Annotated in this window: 14 protein-coding genes; 5 read left to right on the forward strand and 9 right to left on the reverse strand. The window is 72.6% G+C overall.

Annotated features, from left to right (window positions below; translation table 11 throughout):
- Positions 1-70: 70 nt before the first annotated feature.
- Positions 71-862: an SDR family oxidoreductase gene (locus tag ACFYPM_RS26655; RefSeq protein WP_387202300.1), complete on the reverse strand. Its 792-nt coding sequence runs from the start codon at positions 860-862 to the stop codon at positions 71-73.
- A complete protein-coding gene (locus ACFYPM_RS26660) occupies positions 859-1,842 on the reverse strand; it encodes an LLM class F420-dependent oxidoreductase (protein WP_387202600.1) in 984 nt (327 codons plus the stop codon). Before ACFYPM_RS26660 ends, ACFYPM_RS26655 begins: the two co-directional genes overlap by 4 nt.
- Before the next feature lie 153 nt (positions 1,843-1,995).
- Here ACFYPM_RS26660 and ACFYPM_RS26665 point away from each other — a divergent pair, with 153 nt between their 5' ends.
- Together ACFYPM_RS26665 and ACFYPM_RS26670 are read left to right on the forward strand one after the other, a co-directional pair.
- Positions 1,996-3,210 (forward strand): low temperature requirement protein A, encoded by a 1,215-nt coding sequence (locus ACFYPM_RS26665; RefSeq protein WP_387202303.1) that lies wholly within the window; start codon positions 1,996-1,998, stop codon positions 3,208-3,210.
- Between the two features lie 40 nt (positions 3,211-3,250).
- A complete protein-coding gene (locus ACFYPM_RS26670; protein WP_387202306.1) occupies positions 3,251-4,114 on the forward strand; it encodes a DUF1028 domain-containing protein in 864 nt (287 codons plus the stop codon).
- A gap of 121 nt (positions 4,115-4,235) precedes the next feature.
- Here ACFYPM_RS26670 and ACFYPM_RS26675 read toward each other — a convergent pair whose 3' ends face one another.
- A complete protein-coding gene (locus tag ACFYPM_RS26675) occupies positions 4,236-4,904 on the reverse strand; it encodes a maleylpyruvate isomerase N-terminal domain-containing protein (protein WP_387202309.1) in 669 nt (222 codons plus the stop codon).
- Between the two features lie 8 nt (positions 4,905-4,912).
- Positions 4,913-5,800 carry a phosphatase PAP2 family protein gene (locus ACFYPM_RS26680; RefSeq protein ID WP_387202312.1) on the reverse strand — a complete coding sequence of 296 codons (888 nt, stop codon included), beginning with the start codon at positions 5,798-5,800 and terminating at the stop codon, positions 4,913-4,915.
- An 82-nt stretch (positions 5,801-5,882) separates the two neighbouring features.
- Between ACFYPM_RS26680 and ACFYPM_RS26685 the strand changes: the two genes are divergently transcribed.
- Positions 5,883-6,605: a DUF3159 domain-containing protein gene (locus ACFYPM_RS26685; protein ID WP_387202315.1), complete on the forward strand. Its 723-nt coding sequence runs from the start codon at positions 5,883-5,885 to the stop codon at positions 6,603-6,605.
- Between the two features lie 317 nt (positions 6,606-6,922).
- Here the strand turns inward: ACFYPM_RS26685 and ACFYPM_RS26690 are convergent, their stop codons facing one another.
- Positions 6,923-9,829, reverse strand: a complete 2,907-nt coding sequence (locus ACFYPM_RS26690) for a glycoside hydrolase family 48 protein (RefSeq protein ID WP_387202318.1) — start codon at positions 9,827-9,829, stop codon at positions 6,923-6,925.
- A gap of 840 nt (positions 9,830-10,669) precedes the next feature.
- Here ACFYPM_RS26690 and ACFYPM_RS26695 point away from each other — a divergent pair.
- Positions 10,670-12,013, forward strand: a complete 1,344-nt coding sequence (locus tag ACFYPM_RS26695) for a GH1 family beta-glucosidase (RefSeq protein WP_387202321.1) — start codon at positions 10,670-10,672, stop codon at positions 12,011-12,013.
- An 80-nt stretch (positions 12,014-12,093) separates the two neighbouring features.
- Here ACFYPM_RS26695 and ACFYPM_RS26700 read toward each other — a convergent pair whose 3' ends face one another.
- The 3 genes from ACFYPM_RS26700 to ACFYPM_RS26710 all read right to left on the reverse strand — a co-directional run bounded on the left by ACFYPM_RS26700 (position 12,094) and on the right by ACFYPM_RS26710 (position 16,562).
- The gene (locus tag ACFYPM_RS26700; protein WP_357248782.1) at positions 12,094-12,507 is read right to left on the reverse strand and encodes a roadblock/LC7 domain-containing protein; all 414 of its coding nucleotides are present in this window, start codon (positions 12,505-12,507) and stop codon (positions 12,094-12,096) included.
- Between the two features lie 5 nt (positions 12,508-12,512).
- A complete protein-coding gene (locus tag ACFYPM_RS26705; protein ID WP_387202324.1) occupies positions 12,513-15,050 on the reverse strand; it encodes a nitrate- and nitrite sensing domain-containing protein in 2,538 nt (845 codons plus the stop codon).
- 99 nt (positions 15,051-15,149) lie between these two features.
- Positions 15,150-16,562, reverse strand: a complete 1,413-nt coding sequence (locus ACFYPM_RS26710; protein ID WP_387202327.1) for an FGGY family carbohydrate kinase — start codon at positions 16,560-16,562, stop codon at positions 15,150-15,152.
- A gap of 209 nt (positions 16,563-16,771) precedes the next feature.
- Here ACFYPM_RS26710 and ACFYPM_RS26715 point away from each other — a divergent pair, with 209 nt between their 5' ends.
- Positions 16,772-18,691 carry an anthranilate synthase family protein gene (locus ACFYPM_RS26715; protein ID WP_387202330.1) on the forward strand — a complete coding sequence of 640 codons (1,920 nt, stop codon included), beginning with the start codon at positions 16,772-16,774 and terminating at the stop codon, positions 18,689-18,691.
- An 88-nt stretch (positions 18,692-18,779) separates the two neighbouring features.
- Here the strand turns inward: ACFYPM_RS26715 and wrbA are convergent, their stop codons facing one another.
- Entirely contained in the window at positions 18,780-19,397 is a 618-nt protein-coding gene (gene wrbA, locus ACFYPM_RS26720; RefSeq protein WP_357248453.1) for an NAD(P)H:quinone oxidoreductase, read from the reverse strand.
- Between the last annotated feature and the right edge of the window lie 118 nt (positions 19,398-19,515).

Below are 19,515 nucleotides of genomic sequence, written 5' to 3' on the forward strand. Positions count from 1 at the left end.
GCGGCCCTCGCCCGGCTCCAGAGCGGCGAGCCTGCGCTGATCGGTTCGACCGAGGACTTTGGCAGACGCCCTAACGGGTCAGGCGGCGGACGAGTTTGCGCATGCCGGCCTGCCAGCCGTCCGGGTCTTCGGCGCGGCGGCGGGCGTAGTCGGCGACCTCCGGGTGCGGCAGGATCAGGAAACGTTCCTCGGCCAGCCCGGCGACGGCCGCCTCGGCGACCTGGTCCGGGGTGAGCACCGCACCGGACGCGGCGACCACCCGCGCGCCGAGATGCCCCTCGGCGAGCCCGTCGGCGAGCATCGGGGTGTCCACCCCCTGCGGGCACAGCGCGCTGACCCGGATGCCCCGGTCCCGGTAGGTGATGGCGAGCCACTCGGCGAAGCCCACCGAGGCGTGCTTCGTCGCGGTGTACGCGGCGTCGCCCACCGCGGTCAGCACGCCCGCCGCCGAGCAGGTGTGCAGCAGGTGCCCGCCACCCCGGGCGAGCATCCCGGGCAGCACCGCGCGGGACGAGTAGACGTGGGCGAGCACGTTGACCCGCCACGCCCGGTCCCAGCCGGCGTCGTCGACCTCCACTCCCCCGCCGGTGGTCACCCCCGCGTTGGCGCAGAACAGGTCGATCCGGCCGTAGCGCTCCTCGGTGTCGGCGACGAGGTCGCGGACCTGCTCCTCGTCGGTGACATCGAGGGCGATGGCGTGCGCGACCGGGCCGATGCCCTCGGCCACCGCGTCCGCCGCTTCGGGGTCCAGGTCGGCGACCACCACGGCGGCGGCACCCTCCGCGGCGAAGCGGCGGGACAGCGCCGCCCCGATGCCGCCGGCCGCACCGGTGACCACCACGATCCGGTCGGTGAGGTTCACGCGGACGCTCCTACGGGGTCGGCGCCCAACTGGGCGATGAGGCTGAGCAACGCGGCCGAGCCGCCGGCGGTGACCTCCGGGGTGGGCAGCAGCGCCATGATCGGCACGTCGACACCGGCGTCGGCGTAGCGGCGCACCTGGGCGCGGCACCACTGCGGTGCGCCGTGCAGCACCAACGCGTCGACCACATCGTCGGGCACCGCCGCGCCGGCGCCGCGTCGGTCACCGGCGGCCCAGGCCGCCCACATGGGCGCGAGCGTCTCGTCCCGGCCGAGCCAGCGGTGGAACTCGGCGTACGCGGGAACGGTGAGGTAGCTGGTGATGAGCCGGCGGCCCAGTGCTCGGGCGTACCCGGCGTCCTCGGTGGGGCAGACGAAGATCCGGGCGGCGACCTCGAAGCCGGTACGCCGTTCGCCCAGCTCGGCGAGGGCACGGGGCACGTCGTCGGCGCTGAGCCAGTTGAGGATGACACCGTCGGCCTCGGCACCGGCCAGCCGGAGCATCCCCGGGCGCAGCGCGGCCAGCAGGATCGGTGGCGGCACCGCCGGCGGTTGTTCCAGCGTGAACCGGCGGATGGTGAACGTGTCGTAGGCCTGGTCGACGGTCTGGCCGCTCAGCGCGGCGCGCAGGAAGCGCAGCATGTCGCGGGTGCGGCGGAACGGCTCGTCGAACGGCACGGCGTTCCAGTCCTGTACGAGCACGGGTGAGGACGCGCCGATGCCGAGGGTGAACCGGCCCGGCGCGGCCTCGGCCAGCGCCGCCGCGCTCATCGCCAACAGGCCGGGACCCCGGGTGAAGACCGGCGCGATCGCGGTGCCCAGCCGCAGCCCCGGCTGCCAGGCCGCGGCGAGCGCCAACGGGGTGAACCCGTCGGTCCCGGCGACCTCGGACGACCAGACGTCGGTGAACCCCGCCCGCTCGAGAGCGGCGTAGGCCGCGTCGTGGTGCGCCAGCGCGATCCCGCCCAACGGCACCGTCATGCCCCATCGATTCGTCACCGATCGATCGTGCCCGTTCACGGGGGTACGGGCAAGATCCCCGGGTTGGGCAGAATCGCCGGTTTCCGGTCGCCCGTGCCGGCGCGGATGCTACGACTTCGAGGTGGACCGGACCAACGGCGCAGGCCGCTGACCATGGGTTCCGGGGCAGCGGGGCACCTGGAGCCGGTCAAACGCGACCCGGGCCGGGCGACCTTTCTCGAGCTCTTCTTCGACCTGGTGTACGTCTTCGCGCTCACCCGGATCTCGGCGCGCGCGTTCGAGGACCTGACCGACGGGCCGGCTCGGGAGCACGCCATGGCGGCGCTCACCGGGGGCGGCAAGACGTTGCTGCTACTGCTCGCACTCTGGTCGGTCTGGCAGGGCACCGCGTGGACGACGAGCCGCTACGACCCCTACCGGGTGCCGCTGCAGACCGTCGTGATCACCGCGTTGGTGTGCAGCATGCTGCTCGGGGTGGCGATCCCCCGGGCGTTCAGCGAGACCTCGCTGATGTTCGCGGTGGCGTACGTGGTCGCGCAGGTGACCCGACCGGTGATCCTGTCGCTCGCGTTGGGCGCCCACCCGTACCGCCGGCTGAAGGTACGCATGGCTGTGGTGTTCTCCGTCAGCGGGGTGTTCTGGATCACCGGGGCGCTGCTGAGCACCAACATGCAGGTCACGCTCTGGACGGCGGCGCTGGCCCTCGAATACCTGGCTGCCCGGTGCGGCTGGCCGGTCCCGGGGCTGGGTCGTTCGACGGTCTCCAAGTGGGAGATCGCCGGGGAACACCTGGCGGAGCGGTACCAGCAGTTCTTCCTCGTCGCGCTGGGCGAGACGATCCTGGTGGCGGGTTTCGCGTACAGCGAGGGACCGTACGAGTCGGGGCACGTGTGGGCGTTCGCGCTCGCGTTGGCCACCTCGATCCTGCTGTGGCGGATCTATGTGCAGCGGGCCGGGCGGATTCTGGGCGAGGCGGTGGTGAAGGCCCGACACCCCGCCACCATCGGCCGGTCGGCGGCCGACACCCACCTGGTGATGGTGGTCGGTCTCGCGGCCACCGCGATCGGCTACGAGCTGATCATCCAGCATCCGCTGGAACAGATCCCGGGGCCGTGGCTGACCATGGCGCTCGGTGGTCCGGCCCTGTTCCTGGCCGGGCGTGCCCGCCTGGAGTACGAGGTGTTCGCGCGCGTGTCTCCGTCCCGGTGGATCGCCCTGCTGGTGTTGGCGGCGTCGGCGGCGCCGCTGCTGTTCCTGCCCGCTGTGGCCGCGAGCGCGGTCGGGGTGCTGGTGTTGGCCGTCGTCGTGGTCGTCGACGCCCGTCGGGCGCGCGGTGCCCCACCGGAGGCCGCCACGCCGCCCTTCTGAGCTGGCACGGTACGACGACGTCGGGCGCTAGTCTCGGCGCGTGACCTTCTCGCTCGTCGCCCGCTCCGCCGACGGTCGCCGGCACGGCGTCGTCGTCGCCAGCAAGTTCCTCGCCGCCGGGGCGCTGGTGCCGGCCGCCGCCGCCGAGGTCGGCGCGCTGGCCACCCAGGCGCACGTCAACCTCGCCTACCGTCCGCAGGGCCTCACCCTGCTGCGCACCGGGGTGGCCCCCGCCGACGTGGTAGCCGGGCTGATCGCCGCGGACCCGGAGCGGGAGCACCGCCAACTCGGCGTGGTGGGCGTCGACGGAACGGGTGCCACCTGGACCGGGCCGGCCTGCCACCCGTGGGCGGGCGGACGGGCCGGCGACGGCTGGGCCGCGCAGGGCAACGTACTCACCGGCCCGGAGGTCGTCAACGCGCTGGCCGACGCCTGGCTGGCCAAGTCGGCGCTGCCGTTCGCCGAGCGGTTGGTCGCCGCGTTGCGGGCCGGCGACGAGGCCGGCGGCGACCGGCGGGGTCGGCAGAGCGCCGGCCTGCTGGTGGTCGAGCGCGGCGGCGGGTACGGCGGCACCAGCGACGTGCTCGTCGACCTCCGGGTGGACGATCACCCGGACCCGGTCGCCGAGCTGGGCCGGCTGCTCGCCGTGCACTCCATGCTGTTCAGCCGGCCCGACCCGAGCACCCTGCTGGACCTGAGCGGCGCGGTCGCCGACGAGGTGGCGGCGTTGCTCGCCGCGCTGGGCCATCCGGTGGCCGACGGTGGCACGGAAGTGGCGTTGGTCTCCTGGGCGGGGCTGGAGAACCTCGAGGAGCGGTTGGTGCCGGGCCGGATCGACCCGGTGGTGCTGACGCACCTGCGCGGCGTCGCCCTGCACGTCCCCGCACCCCGCGCCGCGAGCTGACCTCGACCGTCCAGCACCGCCCGAAGCCGGCGCGCGGCGCAGCCAGCAGCGCCCGAAGCCGGCGCGCGGGGCAGCCAGCAGCGTCCGAAGCCGGCGCGCGGGGCAGCCAGCAGCGCGCGGGTCAGCGGCCGAAGGCGAGCCAGCGGAAGCCGGCGGCGTCGATCGCGGCCCGTTCCGGGACGGTCAGCGCCGCCCGTCCGGTGGTCTTACGGATCAGGGTCAGCTGGTCCCAGCGCAATCCCGCCGGTGTCGGTCGGCCCCCGGTGAGCAGATCGGCGATCACCTCGGCCGCCGGAGGAGTGAGCCAGGGCGGCCGACCCAGCGCGGCGGCCAGGTCCAGACCGTGCACGCCCACCTCGACGACCCGGGTCCGCAGGAACTCGGTGACGCCCATCGCGTCGCCGTGCCGGGTCCCTACGACGCGATCGGGCGGCGCGGCGGCGACCGCGGCATCGGAAGCCCGCCAAGCGCGGTCCATCGCGGTCGCCAACGTCGCACGGTCCACCCGCGACGCGTCGCGGCGGCCTCCGGCGATCCGGTCGGCGTCGACAGACGGGGTGAACTTCGCCCTGCCGAAGTAGCCGGCGGCGTCGACCTCGGCGCGGGGCGGGGCGGGCGCGGCGAGCATGTCGGTCAGCCGGCCGACTCCGGTCCGCACGTGCGCGATCAACTCCCGGACCGTCCACGGTGCGCAGGTGGTGGGCCGGTCCAGGTCGGCGTCGACCAACTCGGCGAGGATCTCGGTGAGCTGCGCGCACTCCGCGGAGAACGCCACGCGGACCGGGTCCATCGGTCCGCTCAGCCCTTGACCCTGGGCACCAGCCGGTGCACGACGGTGAGCACCAACGCCATCACCACCGCCATCGTGCCGGCGATCCCGGCGGCGCTGCCCGAATACCCGACGAACAGAGGCTGGCGGCTCAGCTCGTCCGGGCCGGTGTCGCGCAGGCCGACCAGCCAGGTGAGGGACAGCCCGCAGGCGACCAGGGCGAGCACCCCGGCCGCCCCGAGCACCAGCGCGGCCGTGCGGTGCGCATCGCCGGGAGCGACCTCGGCCTGCTCCCGCTGGGTGATCAGCAGGACCAGCCCGGCCAGCGCCGCCCAGACACCCACCACCAGGTACGCGGCGATCGCGTCGCTGGGCCGGTGCCAGCCGGCGGAGAGGGTGGCGACGCCCGCGATGGCGGCATAGGCGGCGGCGAGGAAGGCGCCGACCGCCCGCACCTTGGCCGGCAACACGAGCACGAGCGCGACCGCCACCGCCGCGGCGACCGTGGTGTGCCCGCTGGGCAGGCTGTTGCCCACCGCCGAGCGCTCCGGGTCGACGCCGTAGTCGGGCCGGTTCAGCCCGTACTTCAACAGCTGGGTCGAGACGTTCGCCCCGGCGATCAGGAGGGTCGCGGTGATCGCCAGGGCGATCCGTCCCCGGATCAGCGCGATGAACCCGATCATCGCGGTGGCGGCCACGAGGGAGACCACCGACATCGCGTTGAGGATCCGGTCGACGGGACCCTCGATGGTGTCCTGCCCGATCCGGTTGCCGGTGAGGGCGACGGTGTCCACCCACTGGCCGATCTCGGTGTGCACGGCGACCCGCCACACGGCGAGGAAGGCGGCCGTCTGGACGAGGGCCAGTACGACCAACCAGACCGCGGTCCAACCCCGTGCCGTCGCGCGCATCCGCACACCGTAGCGGCAGGTGTCGGCCAGCCGACCGGTGGCCCGCCGCCCGCCGGCGGTTAGGTTGTGCCAGAGCGAGGAGGCGGCGATGGGCGGACCAGCGGAGCACGGCAGTGGCCAGGTCGCACCCGACCCGGACCAGCGGTTGGGCTCCGGTGGGCGGGCGCGGGCCGAGTCGCTCGCGGACCTGTTGGGCGGGCGGGGCGGCGCCGTCGATGCCACCCTGCCACCGCTCGCATTCGCGGCGGGTTGGTTGCTGGGCGGCGAGTCGCTGTGGGGTGGGATCGGCGCGGCGCTGGCGGTGGGCGCGGTGGTGGCCGGCGTACGGCTGCGCCGGGGTGACCGGCCGCGCTCGGTGCTGATCGGTCTGCTGGCCGTCTGCGTCGCGGCGCTGATCGCGGTGCGCACCGGCCGGGCCGAGGACTTCTTTCTCATTCAGGTGCTGTCCAACGCCGCAAGCGCTCTCGCCTGGGCGGTCAGCATCGTGGTGCGCTGGCCGCTGCTCGGTGTGTTGGTCGGCGGTGTGCTGGGCCAGCGCACCCGGTGGCGGCGCGACCGGGCGCTGCTGCGCGGCTACGGCCGGGCGAGTTGGGTGTGGACGGCGACCTACCTGGTGCGGCTGGCGGTGTTCGTGCCGCTGTATCTGGGTGGGCAGGTGCTCGCCCTGGTGGTGGCCCGGGTGGCGCTGACCTGGCCGCTGGTCGCCGCGGCGCTGGCATTGAGCTGGGTGGTGCTGCGGCGGTCGTTGCCGGCCGGGCACCCCGGTCTGCGTCATCCGGTGGGTGGAGAGCCCTCGGCACCGCCGAGCTGACCGGGGGGCCGAGCGGGGGCGGTACGGGCAAAAAAGTGGAGAGGCCGCCACGGGGGGAGCGGCCTCTCCGGTGACGTACGTTACTCCGTTGCGGACCTCGGCGTGATCCCGAGACGGCCCGAATTTCTGGGCTTTTTTGCGGTTGGCTCCAGTCCGGGCGGTGGGGTGGGCCAGCCGATCCGCTGCGTCGGCCAGATGGCTGGCCCACCCCGGCCTGACCGTGGGTGTCAGGCCGTCCGCCGGCCGGGGTCCGTCGTTCCTCGGACCCCGGCCGGATCCCGGGGTGGGCGGTCCACGCCACCCACCCCGGGTCGTCGTCAGCCGTTCGGGAACAGGCTGCCGTAGTCGGCGTACGCCATGGCGACGTCCGCCTGTGCCCAGAACCGGTGGTAGTTGAAGCTGGGCTCCGCGCCACCGTCCAGGTACGCCTGCACCTTCGGCCAGTCCGGGTCGTTCTTGTAGAAGGACCGGAGGTCCAGGAAGCTCTTACCGGCGGCGATGGTGTCGCCGTTCGGCATCTTCCCGGTCCAGCCCGGCGGGACGTAGACGCCCTGCCCGGTGGAGGCGTTGTAGGTGTCGTCGAAGCGCCGGTAGTCGCCACGCTTCTCCGTGGTGGAGACACCCTTGGCGTCGGCGGCGGCGGACAGCCCGTCGAGCAGCCCCTTGGCGGTCGTCTTGGCCGCCGCGTCACCCGACTTGGCCGCGTACGCGATCAGGATCCGGGCGTAGGCGGCGGCGACGCCGACGTCCTGGCCCTTGCTGATCACCTCGACGTGCAGGCCGGTGTTGGGCTGCGGGTTGGACGGGTTCCAGGTGGTCGGCTGACCGGTCCACGCCATATCCGACGGGATCGACCAGTTGGTGCCCAGGGTGGTGTTGGCGATCGCCCACGGCACCCACTTGTCCAGCAGCGCCTTGGCCTTCGCGTTGCCGGTCTGCAGGTACAGCTCGGCGATGCGCTGCATCGACCAGGCCTGCATGCCGAACCACTGGTTGGACGGCGGGTCGTTGTAGACCGGGTCGACGTCGTAGAACATGCCGTAGAAGGTGCTGGTGCCGGCCGGCGGCTGGGCGTAGCTGCCGTCCCAGCTGTTGGTGGCACCACCGGCGATGCCGCCCTCGGCGGACTGCAGCCAGGTGTAGAACTCCAGCTGCCGTTCCAGGCTCTTGGTCCAGTCCGCGGTCGCGGTCGGCGACTGCGGCTTGAGCTCCGGGGTGTTGGTCAGCGCCCAGGCCGCGAACGGGTTCTGGTAGCCGAAGTGGTTGTGGCTGGAGCCGATCCGCCAGGACCAGTTCTGGCTGGTGTCGTACGCACCGCCCCAGGCGTAGTACCAGGAGAGCAGGTAGTGCGCAGATTCCCTGCCGCTGCCGGCGGGGCAGGTGCTGGCCCCGACGCAGTTGCCGATCTTCTTGAAGTACTTGTCGAACATCGAGTACCGCAGGTAGTCGCCCATCTTGGCGGCCTTCGCGATGGTGGCCGCGACGTCGGCCTGCTTGTTCTGTGCCTTGGCCCAGGTCAGCGCCCAGTACGCGGCCTGCACGGCGCGGGCGTCGGCGTCCGGGGCGTTCGTGTACTTCCACTGCTTGGCGGGGGCACCGGTGTCCTTGACGAACAGGTCGAGGTAGCCGTACTGGCCGCCGTGCTTGAAGGTGTCGCAGGACGGCTGCGGGATGGTCTCCCACACCGACTCCTGGGTGCCCCGCTGGAAGGTGTTGATGTACGCCGGCTTGGTGGTGCCGTCACCGCAGCGACCGAAGCCGTAGGTGTTGTCGACGTCCATCAGCCAGTGCATGCCGTAGATGTCGCCGGTGCCGTAGGTGGACTGCAACTCCGCGCGCAGCGGGTCCTGCCCGACCGGGATGTTCGCGTTCAACGCCGACGGGTACTGGCTGGGCAGGTTGTACTCCGCGGCGTACTGCGGAGTACCCGCGGACCCAGCCGTTGGCTGGTCCGCGTGGGTCGGGATGATGTACTTCTCCATCACCGTCCAGGCGTTGTTGAACGGCGCCCAGTTCTGGGTCACGCGTCCGTAGTTCGCCTCCAGCCACAGCCAGAAGCTGAACGCCTCCGAGGTCGTCTCGTGCCCGTGGTCGGGCGCCTCGACGATGAGCGTCTCCACCGAGTGGTACGGCACGCCCTCGGGGCTGAAGTAGCCCGAGTTCTTGATCTTGCCGTACTGCTCGAGGAACTTCGCGATGTAGGTGTTGTCGCCGCCGGGGGTGTCGTTGTCGATCTCGGTGGCGGTGACCGCCAGCGAGGCGAGACCGGTGGCGGACGCGGTGATGGTGGCGGCGCCACCGAGGGTGTCGGTGTCCTCCGCCGCGGCGACCGTGACGGTGACCCCGGTGTTCCAGTTGCTCGGGGTCAGCGTGGCGGTGCTCGGGGAGACCGTGACGTCGGTGTCGCCGGTGCGGGTGAGGGTGACCGGCACGTTGGCCGTCGGCGCGGCGCTGAGCTTCAGGTTGAAGGTGGAGGTGCCACCCTCGCTGACGCTCACCGCGGACGGCGTGGCGACGAGTGTCGGGCCGTTGGCGGCACCGACGGTGAACGCCTTCTCGTCGACCCCGATGCCGTTGGCGTTGTCGTACGCCTTGGCCTGGACGGTGTAGCTGCCGGCCGGCAGGTCCTCCTGCGTGTAGGCGTACGGCGCGGAGGTGTCGGTGTTGATCAGCAGGCCGTTGCGGTAGAACTCGACCTTGCTGATCGTCCCGTCCGGGTCACTGGCGGTGGCGGTCAGCGGCACGTCGGCCGGCGCGGTGAACGGCCCGGTCGGCAGGCCGAGGGAGACCGTCGGCGGCAGGTTGGCCGGGGTGCCGTTGCACGGGGTGCCGTTGAGCGTGAACGAGGTGGGCTTCGGGTTGCTGCCCGAGTGGGAGCCGTTGAAGCCAATGGTGGTGGAGGCACCGGTGCCGAGGTTGCCGTTGTACGACTCGTTGGTCGCGGTGACCTCGCTGCCGGACTGGCTGAACCTGGCCGACCAGCCCTGGGTGACCCGCTGGCTGCTGTTCGGGAAGGTCCACTTGAGCGTCCAGTTGCTGACCGCGTCGCCCAGGTTCTTGATCGTCACGTTGGCGGTGAAGCCGGTGTTCCAGTCATTGGTCGCGTAGACCACGTCGCAGGCGGGCGCGGCCTGTGCGGCGCCGGCGGGCAGGGTCACCCCGCCGGCGGCGAGCGCGGCGGCAGCGATGATCGCCACTCGACGGCGTCTTGCCAGTTGTCTCATGTGCGCGGTGTCTCCTCGGACCAGGCCGGGACGGTCCCCGGCGAAGGCGCCTGCCCGCGAGGGTGGTGGTCCGCGGGAGATTCGAGGCGCCGGGAAGGTGGTCTCCCCCGGGCCCGGCCGGGGTAGGGCGGTGCGGCCCGCACGGGAGGGGGTCCCGCCGGCTGCGATCGGGTGACCGTGACCGGGATCGTGCTGCCGGCTGCCCTCGGTGAACCCGCGCTCACGCGATGTGGCTCCTGTCGCGTTGAATCGACAGTCTGCCATGGAAGCGCTCCCACAACAAGCGCACACGCCACTCGTTCAGCCCGTTGTTTCGATCTCGTTTTGGGTCTTTCACAAAGCGGTGACGGGCGTTACAGTCGCAACATCGGTCGATGGGAGCGCTTCCATCGATAAGGTTCCAACAAGAAGATCGCTGGGGTCGTCTCTGACGGGCCCGGCGAACCAACCCGAGGGCCGACGACGGGCCAGCCCGGACGCCGTCGTCAGCCATCGTCCCGCCTTACGGAGGGAGGTGGAACCAGAGCCACTCGCGTGGCCCGGCTCCCGCGCGACACGCACGGCAGGACCCAAATTCCGCCCGTGTGTGCAGTTACGGTGGGGACGGGGGTTGCCCTCCCCCGTCCCCACACTAAACCCCCGTACACGATGGGAAAAGAGGCCGACGGGACAGGCGCGCCGCGCCGCCCGGCGGCCTTGTTCGCTGTCTGGGGCCTCCAACCGCCTCGACCCGCCATCGCCGGCCGCCATGACGGCCAGCTGACCGGGCCGGCCGCCCCTGGCCTATTCTGGGAGCGCTCCCGAATCTCGGCGGTGGCCCCGTATCCACGAGGAGAATCCATGTCGATACCTACCGGGCCCGCCGGCCCACTGCGCTTCCCCGACAACTTCGGTTGGGGCGCGGCCACCTCGGCGTACCAGATCGAGGGCGCCGCGAAGGAGGACGGGCGCGGAGAGTCCGTCTGGGACACCTTCAGCCGCGTCCCGGGCAGCACCCGAAACGGCGACACCGGCGACGTGGCCGCCGACCACTACCACCGCTACGCCGAGGACCTCGACCTCATGCGCGACCTCGGGCTGCGCAGCTACCGCTTCTCCATCTCCTGGCCACGGATCCAGCCCGACGGCAGCGGCCTGCCCAACCAGCGCGGGCTCGACTTCTACCGCCGGCTCATCGACGGCCTGCACGAGCGGGGCATCGCCCCGATGGCCACCCTGTTCCACTGGGACCTCCCGCAGGCACTGCAGGACGCCGGCGGCTGGGAGTCGCGCGACACCGCCCACCGCTTCGCCGACTACGCCGACGTGCTCTTCCGCGCCCTGGGCGACCGGGTGCCGGCGTGGCTCACCATCAACGAGCCCAAGACCGTGGTGCAGAACGGCTACCTCACCGGTCACCACGCCCCCGGCCGACAGGACCCGGACGCCGCCTACCTGGTCGCCCACCACCTGCAACTCGCGCACGGTCTCGCCGTCGGCACGCTGCGGGCCAGCGGCAGCAACAGCCGGATCGGCCCCGCGCTCAACCTGCACCCCTGCTACCCCGCCGACGACTCCCCGCAGGCGGCCGCCGCCGCCCACCTCTACGACGGCTACGAGAACCGCCTCTACCTCGACTCCCTGCTCAAGGGCAGCTACCCGGAGGACCTGCTGGCCGACCTGGGTCCGCAGAGCCGGATGGTCCAGGGCATCCGCGACGGCGACCTGAAGATCATCTCGGCGCCGATCGACCTGCTGGCCGTGCAGTACTACACGCCGATCTACGTCACCGGCGACGGCGGCACCGTGCGACGCTGGTCGACCTCGGTGGCCGAGTGGCAGCAGATCTACCCCGACGGGATGTACGACCTGCTGACCCGGGTGACCCGCGACTACGGCCCGATTCCCCTCACCATCACCGAGAACGGCCTGCCCACGGCGGACACGCTGGGGGCGGACGACACCGTCCAGGACACCGGCCGGATCAGCTTCCTGCGCGACCACCTCACCGCCGTGCACCGGGCCATCGCCGCCGGGGTGCCACTGGAGAGCTTCCACGTCTGGTCGCTGCTCGACAACTTCGAGTGGGACGCGGGATACGACCAGCGCTGGGGGCTTGTCTACGTGGACTACCCGACCCAGCGGCGGGTGCTCAAGAGCAGCGCCACCTGGTACCGCTCCGTCATCACCGACGGCGGCTTCTGAGCGGGCCGCCACCCGGAGTGCCGGGCCCGGACGGCTCGGCTCGGGTGAGCCGGTGACCGTCCGGGTTCCGGACCGGCCGCTCAGCGGGGCAGCGCCTGCTGCAACTCCGCTCGCAGCGCCGGGGTGAGCATCTCCCCCGCCTGCTTGGCCAGCCGGGCCATCTCGTAACCCACCACACCGATGTCCGCGTCCCCGGCGGCCAGGGTGGCCAGGATCGAACCGTCGCGGATCTGCATCACCAGGAAGTAGCCGCGGCCCATCTCGACCACCGTCTGCTTCACGATATCGCCGTCGAACATCTGCGCCGCGCCCGCCGTGATGCTCATCAGCCCGGAGGTCACCGCCGCGAGCTTGTCCGCGTTGTCGCGCGGCAGATGATCGGAGATCGCCACCAGCAACCCGTCCGAGGAGACCACCACCGCGTGCGCCACGCCCGGCACCCGGTCCGCGAACGCGCTCACCAGCCAACTCAGGTCACGCGCCTCCTGGCTCAACGTCGTCACTGTCGTCGTCCCCCTTCGTCGTGCGCCCCGGACGGTGGCCCGGAAATCTCGGTGGTGTCCTCGGCCTCGGCGCGCCGCACCCCGCTGTAGAGCCGGGAGAGCATGCCACCGACCGCTTCCGGGTCCAGGTCGACGCGGTTCGGCGCCGAGGTCGGTTGTGCCGTCCGGGTGACCGCGCTCAACTGCGCCATCGGCACCCGCACCGGAAGTCCGCGCTCGTTCGTGCCGGCGGTCACCGGGATGGCCGGCGGCACCGCCGCGGCGGGCACCGCCGGAGCGGACGAACCCTCTCGCGACCACCAGCCCGCCCCTGCGCCGGGATCGCCGGCCGGGGTCAGCACGTCCGCGGAACGCACCGGCACCGGACGGGCCTGACGGGGCACGGCCGCCCCCGGCCGCCGGCCGGCCACCGGCAGGTCCCGGGCACCGAAGCCCGCGCCCGGCGCGTCTGCCTCCCGGGCGCCGCCGGGCGGTGCCGCCATCTCCCGCGCGGCGCTCGTCGCCAGCATCCGCGCCGGCGCGGGTGGATCCAGCTCCACCGGACCCTCCGGCGCCAACAACACCGCGGGCAGCACGAGTCGGGCGACCAGGCCGTCCTGTCCCCCGTCGAGGCGCACGCTGACGCCCAGCCGGGCGGCCAGGTGGCTGACCACGAACAGACCCATCCGCTCCACCGCCGCGACATCCGCGGCCGGAGGGCTGGCCAGCACCGCGTTCGCCTCGGCCAGCGCGGCCGGGCTCATGCCGAGACCACTGTCGACTATCTCGATCAGCGCGGTCGCGGCCTCGACCCTGGCGGTCACCATGACGAGGGTGTCCGGGCGGGAGAAGGCAGTGGCGTTCTCCAGCAACTCGGCCAACATGTGCACCAGTTCGCCGACGGCGTGCCCGACCACATACCCGTCGGACACCGACTCGATGCGGACCCGCTGATACTGCTCGATCTCCGCGGCGGCGGCCAGCAGCATCGAACCGATGCCGACCGGCCGGTTCCACCGCCGGGTCGAGTCGGTGCCGGCGAGCACCAGCAGGCTCTCGTCGTTGCGGCGCATGCGCGCGGCCAGGTGATCGAGCTTGAACAGGTTCTCCAACTGGTCCGGGTCGCTCTCCTCACGCTCCAGGTCGTCCAGCAGCTCCAGTTGGCGTTCCACGAGCACCTGGCTGCGGCGGGCCAGGTTGACGAACATGGCGTTGACGTTGCGCCGCATGAGCGCCTGCTCGACGGCGACCGTGACGGCGCTGCGGTGCACCGCCACGAACGCCTCGGCCAGCTCGCCGATCTCGTCGAGCGAGCGGACCACCGCGGGCGCGACGTCGATGGCGGGCACCCCGCCGGTGACGGTCTTGAGGCGGTCCAGCGCGTCCGGCAGCTCGACCTGCGCGATCCGGATCGCCTGACTCCGCAACAGCCGCATCGAACGGGCCACCGAGCGTCCGATGAGCAACGAGATCAGCAGGGCGACCAGCAGGACCACGACGATGCCGCCGACGACCAGCAGGGTGGTCCGAAGCTGACCGCTGCTGGCGTCGTCGGCCTGCCGCACCGCGTCGTCCAGCACCCCCGCCTCGAGCTGGCGCAACAGGTCCTGGCGCTGCTGGCTGGCAGCCCACCACTGCTCCGACGGCACCACCTTCGGCGGCGCGTCGCTGGCCGGCAGGCTGCGTTCCTCCAGCCGCGTGGCGACCTGGAACTCCGGGGTCACCGTGGTCTCGTCGTAGCGGCGAATCTGGTCGTCGGTCGCGGCCACCCGGAACGCGCCGAGCGCGGTCAACTGTTGGCCGCGCAGGTCCGCGAGGAGCACCCGATCCTCGGTGCCGTACCCGCCGGCGCGGGAGGCGGCGTAGAGCTGGGCGCGCAGCCGGGAGGAGAGTTCCTTGACCCGGGCCAGCTGCACGTAGCGCAGGACCGCGTTGTTCAACGCGGGCTGGTCCTGACCAGGGGTCGGCTCGGCCAGCAGGTCGAGCATCGCGCTGATCGCCCGGTGGTAGTTGCTCAGGATCGTGTCGCTGCTGAGCACCGCCGGCGGGATCGCCGGCCGGATGTCGACAACCTGGTCGTACGCCTCCATCGCCTCGGAGTAGGCGACCCGCCAGGACGCGTCGGCGTCCGCGAGCGGCTCGGCGGCCCGACGCAGGTCCACGATCGCCCGGTCGGTCACCGTCTGCAACGGCCTCAGGTTGGACGCCGCGTTGTCCCGGTCGCCGCCCCCGCGCCGCTCACCCAGTTCCCCCGCCGAGCGGTCGCGCTCCTGCTGGAGCTGGTGCACCACGGTGGTGATCTGCCGGCCGATGCCGACCTGGCGGGAGAAGTCGTTCAACGCCGTCGTCCGCCCCACCAGCGCGCTGGTCTGCACCCCGGCGAGCACCAGGAACGCCATCGACGGCACCATCAGCACGGTCGCGAGCTTCGTGCTCATCCGCCAGTCCCGCAGCCGGAACGGCGAGCGCCGTCGATGCGGCACGACTCGGACGTCGAAGCGGCGTCGGCGGTGGCTCGACACCGTGCCGCTCGCCGGGTCGGAACCCACCGCCACCCTGCCTCCTCGGTCCTACCGCGTCCACCGCGGTCCGGGGAGCGCAGTCCATCCAACCAGGCTCGGGAGCGCTGTCAACGGCCCGGGCGACGCGGAGGTTCAGGAAGGATACTGCGGGTGGGAACGTCCTGCCGTGGTCGGCAAGACCAGCTCGTCCGTCCGGCCGATGTCGGCGAGCCCGATCGCGTCTCCGAACCGACCCAGCGCCACGAGTGCCGCCCCGGTGGCACCGATCTCCGGGTTGCGTTGGTGCGACACCGGTCGCGGTGCCAGCGCGGCGGCAAAGGCCTGCCGCCACCACACCGAGGCGGCCACCGCACCGCCGCCCAGCACCACGCCCACCGGTTTGTCGATGGTGGATTCCAGCACCGCGAGGTCCTCGGCGACCAGGTCACACAGGCCCTGCATCAGCCCGGCCAGGATGTCCACCGAGGTGGTGCTGAAGCTGAGGTCGCGGAGCTGCCCGCTGCCCGCCGGCAGCAGACCGGGCGGCCGGTCGCCACCGAAGCGGGGGTCGGCCGGTCGGCCACCGCCCACCGGCACCAGCGCCAGCGCCGCGTCCAGCTCAGCGCCCTGGGGCAACCGCAGCTCCCGGTTCGCCCAGGCGAACAGGTTGCCGCCGCAGGCGTACGCCGCACCGGTGACCACGTGGTCGTGGTCGACCCGGTAGCGCCACAGACGCTCGGGGAGACGGGGCATCGGCTCGCCGGCCGGGATGCGCTGCATCAGCCGTACGGCCGCCGAGGTGCCCACGGTGACCGCGGCCCGGCTCGGATCGACGCAGCCCGAGCCGACGTTCGACGCCCCACCGTCGCCCACCGGCGGTGACCACCGGGCCTGCGCCAGCTGCGGCCACCGGCGGGCCTTCTCGGCCCGGAGCCGGCCGTGCCAGTCCAACCCGCCGAGGGCCGGCAGGTCCCCCGGCCGCGCCCCGGCCAGCGTCAGCGCCTCCTCGTCCCAGCGCAGGGTCCGCAGGTCGAGCAGGCCGGTCCCGGAGGCCTGGGACACCGACATGGGCGCGTCGTCGAGCAGCTCGCCCAGCACGTACTCGGGCAGGCCGACGAACCGGGCGATCGGGCTGCCGGACTGCTCGCGCAGCCAGGGCAGGCGCATCGACCAGTACGAGCGGTGCCACCAGCAGCCGGTGCGCTGGTGAAAGCCGTCCGGGTCGGAGGGCCCGGCCGTACCGCCGACCGGCGCGGGCCGGGTGTCCAGCCAGGTGACCACCGGACCCATCGGGGTGCCGTCGCGGTCGAGCGGCAGCACCGAGTGCCACTGGGCGGAGACCGCCACCAGGTCCACGTCGTGCAGGTGCCCCGCGTCGGCCAACTCGTCGAGGCACTCGATCAGGCAGGCGAGGTAGCCGGGGCCGGACAGCGTGCCGGTGCCGTCGTCGCCGATGGCGATGTCGACCTTGCGTCGGGCCAGGGCACCGGGCAGCGGACGGCTGTCGGGGTCCAGCACGAGCCCGCGTACCGAGGAGGTACCCAGGTCGAGCGCGAGAATGTTCATCGCCGGTCAAGTTACCCGGTGCCGGGCGGGCGCCGGGCGCGTAGGGTGGATCACATGCTCGCGCATCCGACCTGCTGGTGGCCCGCCGACCCGGCGGCCACCCTCCGCGCGTAGCTCCATCCACGCGGCCGCCATCGAGGCGGCCGCCGGATCTCCCCGGCCCGGATGGCCGCCTCGACCGGCGGCGCCCGGCCCCACGGAGACACTCGATGACCCATCTGACCGACCTGCTCACCGCCGTGACCAGCGGTGCCGACCCGGGACCCTTCGCGTTGCTGCGCCGCGAGGGCGCGGACGAGCTGGAGTTGTTCACCGGCCCGGTCGACACCGTCGAGCGCCTGGCCGACATCCCGCTGCCACCGGGCACGCCCGGGGCGCGGACGCTGGCCCTGGTGCCGTACCGCCAGATCACCGAACGCGGCTTCGCCTGCGTCGACGACGGCGCTCCGCTGGAGTGCCTCCAGGTCCGCGAGCATCGGCGGGTCGCCTTGGCCGACGCCCTGGCCACGCTGCCCGACGAACCGGTCCGCACCAGCGACGCCGCCTTCGACGTCACCGACGAGGAGTACGCCCGGACCGTGCAACGGGTGCTCGCTGAGGAGATCGGCCGCGGCGAGGGCGCGAACTTCGTCATCCACCGCACCCTGCACGCCACCGTGCAGGGTCGACCGCTGGTGGCCGCGCTGGCCGCGCTACGCCGGTTGCTGGTGGCCGAACGTGGCGCGTACTGGACGTTCGTCGTGCACACCGGCACCCGGACGCTTGTCGGTGCCAGCCCGGAGCGGCACGTGAGCGTCGACGACGGGCTGGTCATGATGAACCCGATCAGCGGCACCTTCCGGTCCGGCGGCGGCACCGCGGACCGGGCGGCGCTGCTGCGCTTCCTCGCCGACCCGAAGGAGGTCGAGGAGCTGTACATGGTGCTCGACGAGGAACTGAAGATGATGGCCACCGTCGCCGAGGACGGCGGCCAGGTGATCGGCCCGTACCTGAAGGAGATGTCGCACCTGGCGCACACCGAGTACCTGCTGGCCGGGCGGGGCACCCGCGACGTCCGGGAGGTGCTTCGCGAGACGATGTTCGCCCCGACCGTGACCGGCAGCCCGATGGAGAACGCCTGCCGGGTGATCGCCCGACACGAGGGCCGCGGCCGGAGCTACTACGCCGGGGTGCTGGCGCTACTCGGTCACGACGAGGCCGGTCAGCAGACGCTGGACGCGCCGATCCTGATCCGTACCGCCGAGATCTCCCCCACCGGCCACCTGCGGGTGCCGGTGGGCGCCACCCTGGTCCGACACTCGACGGCGGCGGGCGAGGTGGCGGAGACGCACGCCAAGGCCGCCGGTGTGCTGGCCGCGCTCGGCCTCGGGCCGGCGGCGTCCGCCGGCGGCGGCCCGGTGGCCGGGCTGGCCGACGACCCGGAGGTACGCGACGCGCTGGCCGCGCGCAACGCGCCGCTGGCACGGTTCTGGCTGGACCAGCGGGCGCCGGGCGCGTCCGGGTTGCCTGGACTGGTCGGCCGCCGAGTGTTGATCGTGGACGCCGAGGACACCTTCACCGGGATGCTGGCCCACCAACTGGGCGCGCTGGGCCTCGCGGTGAGCCTGCGGCCGTGGCACGCGGGTGGTCCCGTCGACGGCTACGACCTGGTGGTGGTCGGCCCCGGGCCGGGTGACCCGGGCCGCCTGGACGAGCCGAAGATGGTGGCGCTGCGGGAGTTGCTGACCGAGTTGCTGGCGACCGGGCAGCCCACCCTCGCGGTCTGCCTCGGCCACCAGGTGCTGGCTGGGCTGCTGGGGCTGGCCCTGCATCGCCGGGAGGCGCCCTACCAGGGGACGCAGCGGGAGGTGTCACTGTTCGGGCGGGACCGCCGGGTGGGGTTCTACTCCACGTTCACGGCGCGCGCGGACGAGGACCGGGTGGCCAGCGCGTACGGGCCGGTGGAGCTGGCCCGGGACGCGGGCGACGGTGCCGTGCACGCCCTCCGGGGGCGTGGCTTCGCCGGGGTGCAGTTCCACCCGGAGTCGGTGCTCAGCCCGGACGGGCTCGCGGTGCTCAGCGAGCTGTTGACTGATCTGCTGCCGGCACCGAGCGCCGACGAGCTGTCCGCCACGGGCGGGCGCGCATAGCCGTCCCGCCGCCGGGTAGAGCGGGATGCGGACCGGTGGCGTGGACGGGCCGAGAGCCCCCGCCCGCGCCACCGGTCGCCTGCCGTCGTCAGCCGGCCATGCCCGCCTTCAGCGCGGTGCCGAGCAGCACCGCACGTCGGGCGGTCAGCGCGCAGGCCCCGAGTGCCACGGCATCCGGGGCGATCTCCCCGTTGTTGCTCGTGTGCGAGGCACCGTACGGGTTGCCGGCGATGAACTGGCTGGTGTCGGTGTAGCCGGGGGCGACCACGACGCCACCCCAGTGGTAGAAGACGTTGAAGAGCGAGGTCAACGTGGTCTCCTGCCCGCCGTGCGAGGTCGCCGTCGAGGTGAAGGCGGCGTAGACCTTGTTGGCCAGCGCACCCTGTGCCCACAGCGGACCGGTGGTGTCGATGAACTGCTTCAACTGGGCCGCGATCATGCCGTACCGGGTCGGAGCACCCATGATCACCACATCGGCCCAGGCCAGGTCGTCGACCATCGCCTCGGGAACGTCCTGGGTCTCCAGGTGATGCGCCTGCCAGCCGGAGTTGGAGCGGATCGCCTCGTCCGGCGCCAGCTCGCGGACCTTACGCAGGCGTACGTCGGCGCCGGCATCTCCGGCAGCCTCGCAGACAGCCTGCGCCATCTGGTACGTGATGCTGGTGGCGCTGTAGTAGATCACCGCTACCTTGGTCTGGGCAGCCATCAGATGTCCCCTTCTCGTCTCGGGTCAGCTCCCGCGACTACCCGCTGGGCGCGACCTCTAACGGCAGGGCAAGCGGACCCCTGTTCCGGTCCGCCGGCTCAAGTTTTCCGCAACTTCC

Origin of the sequence: Micromonospora sp. NPDC005203 (assembly GCF_042872705.1) — a bacterium.
Lineage (GTDB): Bacteria > Actinomycetota > Actinomycetes > Mycobacteriales > Micromonosporaceae > Micromonospora.